The 2400-nt window shown below is 69.1% G+C and carries 3 protein-coding genes; all 3 read right to left on the bottom strand.

Features of this window, described 5'->3' with window-relative positions:
* Positions 1-829, bottom strand: an 829-nt coding sequence (locus tag JYJ84_RS34320) for a YkgJ family cysteine cluster protein (RefSeq protein ID WP_205190103.1), incomplete at its 3' end; no start/stop codon positions are given.
* A complete protein-coding gene (locus JYJ84_RS34315; protein WP_174960671.1) occupies positions 823-1632 on the bottom strand; it encodes a MetQ/NlpA family lipoprotein in 810 nt (269 codons plus the stop codon). The genes JYJ84_RS34320 and JYJ84_RS34315, both read right to left, overlap by 7 nt.
* On the bottom strand, positions 1629-2400 hold a 772-nt coding region (locus JYJ84_RS34310), incomplete at its 5' end, for an SUMF1/EgtB/PvdO family nonheme iron enzyme (protein WP_205184576.1). The genes JYJ84_RS34310 and JYJ84_RS34315, both read right to left, overlap by 4 nt.

The following is a 2400-nucleotide window of genomic DNA, read 5'->3' as shown; positions in this document are numbered from 1 at the left end:
GCCGGTCGTCGGCATGTCGCCGCGCGAGTGCCGCTTCGACGTTCATGCCGATCAACGCGAGTTGTGCGTCGATGAACTCAATGCAGCGTGTGCGGCAATGCTCGGATACCGGTGCGACGGCCAGCAGCACCGGCACGATCGACACGGTCAGGTAGCCGCCAGGCGCCAGCCGCGACACTGCGTGCTGCACGTCCTGCCCGCCGCCGCCCAATGACGCGAACACTGCATCACGCCACACCGCGCGCTCGAACACGAGCGCATCGCGATGTGCGTCGAGCGCCGCACGGTCTGCGACCTGTCCGGCCGTCACCAGCGGAATCGGGAATGACGATTCGACCGAAGATGGCGCGCACGCCGTTTCGACGATGCAGTTCGCGCCGAGCCATCCGGCATCGTCGCGTCGCGCGGCCAGCACGCGCGACTGCAATCGGTCCGGCACCATCGGATCGAGCGGCACCGCGCGGCAGATCGACGGCTTGTCCGCATGCACGCTGCAGCGGCCATCGTCGGCCAACGCCGCGCAACGGCCAAGCGACGGATAGTCGTAGCCCTGCAGCGTCAGCGCGATCCATTCGTTCCCCGCACCGCCGGTACGATGAAACACCCGCTCCGCCAGCGCATCGCAAGCCGCGACGTCGTCCGCGTCGAGCGCGTGCTCGCGGCCACCCGCACGCCAACGCTCGCCGATCCGCCGCTTCGGCACCCGACGGATCGTCAGCGCGCCGACGAACCGATGCCGATGCTGGAACAGTTCGCGCAACGACAGCGTCGGCGCGCTATTGCAGCAGCGTCCGCATGCGTTGCACGCAAGCAGGTACGTGTCTACCACGGCCGCCGCACCGAATCCTGGTAGCGCGTGAGGATGAAGCGCGCGACGTCGTCCGAGTGATACGCGGCGACGAGCTGCGTCACCCACGGCTTCGCACGATCGGCATCGCGCACCGTCAGCACGTTCGCATACGGCGAGCGCGCATCCTCGAGGCTGATGCTGTCGCGCGCGGGTTGCAGCCCGGCGCGCGCGGCATCGTCGCTGTCGATCGCGACGAACGCGGCCGTCCCGAGCGCCGCGTAAAGGCGATCGCGGCGCAACGCAACGAGCTTCAGCCCGAGCCGGTTGCCAGTCACGTCACGCAGCGTCGCGTGCAGCCCCGCCTGCTCGCGCAGCGTCACCAGCGTGTCGTTCTGCAGCAGCACGAGCGCGCGTGCCATCCCGCGCGGATCGGCCGGAATCGCGACCGTCGCGCCGGGCTGCAGTTCGTTCAGGTTCTTCAGCTTGCGCGAATAGAGCGCCATCGGCAGCGTGACGGTCGGTGCGACGTCGGTCAGTGCGTAGCGTTTCTGCGCGCGCGTCGCGGCAAGCTGCTGCGCATCCTCGAAGCTGGCTGCGTCGATCCGGCCGTCGGCCAGCGCCGCGTCGATGCGCGACGCATCGTCGAATTCGACGACGTCGACACCCAATCCTCGCGACGCGGCGACCCGCTTCACTTCGTCCAGGATCTGCGCATGCACGCCGCGCGTCACGCCGACGCGCACGGCCGGAGCGACTGATTCGGCTGCCACCGTCGACCCCGGATGAACGCCCCCGCACGCAACGATCAGCCACGCACCCACGTAAAGCATGACGCGCTTCATGTTGCATCCCTCAGAATCGTGCGGAACCCGATATGCGACGCGCCGAGATCGGCTTCCTGCTGTTCGCGCGACGACGCGCGATAGCGCACGCAGTAGTCGCGCGAGCACAGGAACGAGCCGCCCTTGATGACCATCGGCGTATCGTGCTTTCGCGTCGGCGGCGCGACCGCCGCCGTGTCGCCGTTCGCATGCGGCTGGTGCGGCCCCGTGTATGCGTCCTTCGTCCATTCCCATGCGTTGCCGATCATGTCGTAGAGCCGGAACCCGTTCGCCGCGTAGCAGCCGACGGGCGCGAGCCCCGCGTGACCGTCCTCGGCCGTGTCGAGCACCGGAAACACACCCTGCCAGTAGTTCGCGGCCGGCTTGCCCTGCGCGTCGCGCGGCGCCGCGTCGAGCGACGCATCGTCGCGGCCGGCCTTGCCAGCGTATTCCCATTCGGCCTCGGTAGGCAGGTCGCGGCCGAGCCAGTACGCATACGCGAGCGCATCGCGCTGCGTGACGAGCGTGACCGGCAGGTTGCCGAGCCCGTCGACGCTGCTACCCGGCCCGCGAGGATGGCGCCACGACGCGCCCTTCACCCACGACCACCACGCAAGGTCGCGCGCGTTCATCTCGTCGCGCGTCGGCACATGGAACACCGCCGCCCCATCCTGCTGCTCAGCCTCGGTCACGTAGCCGGTCGCCTGCACGAATGCGGCGAACTGCGCGATCGTCACGTCGGTCTGGTCGATCCAGAACCCGCCGACACGCGTGCGGCCGTCGCCGACC

It is taken from the genome of Burkholderia sp. LMG 13014, from assembly GCF_905232215.1.
Taxonomy (GTDB): domain Bacteria; phylum Pseudomonadota; class Gammaproteobacteria; order Burkholderiales; family Burkholderiaceae; genus Burkholderia.
This window is presented reverse-complemented; position numbering and strand designations above follow the sequence as displayed.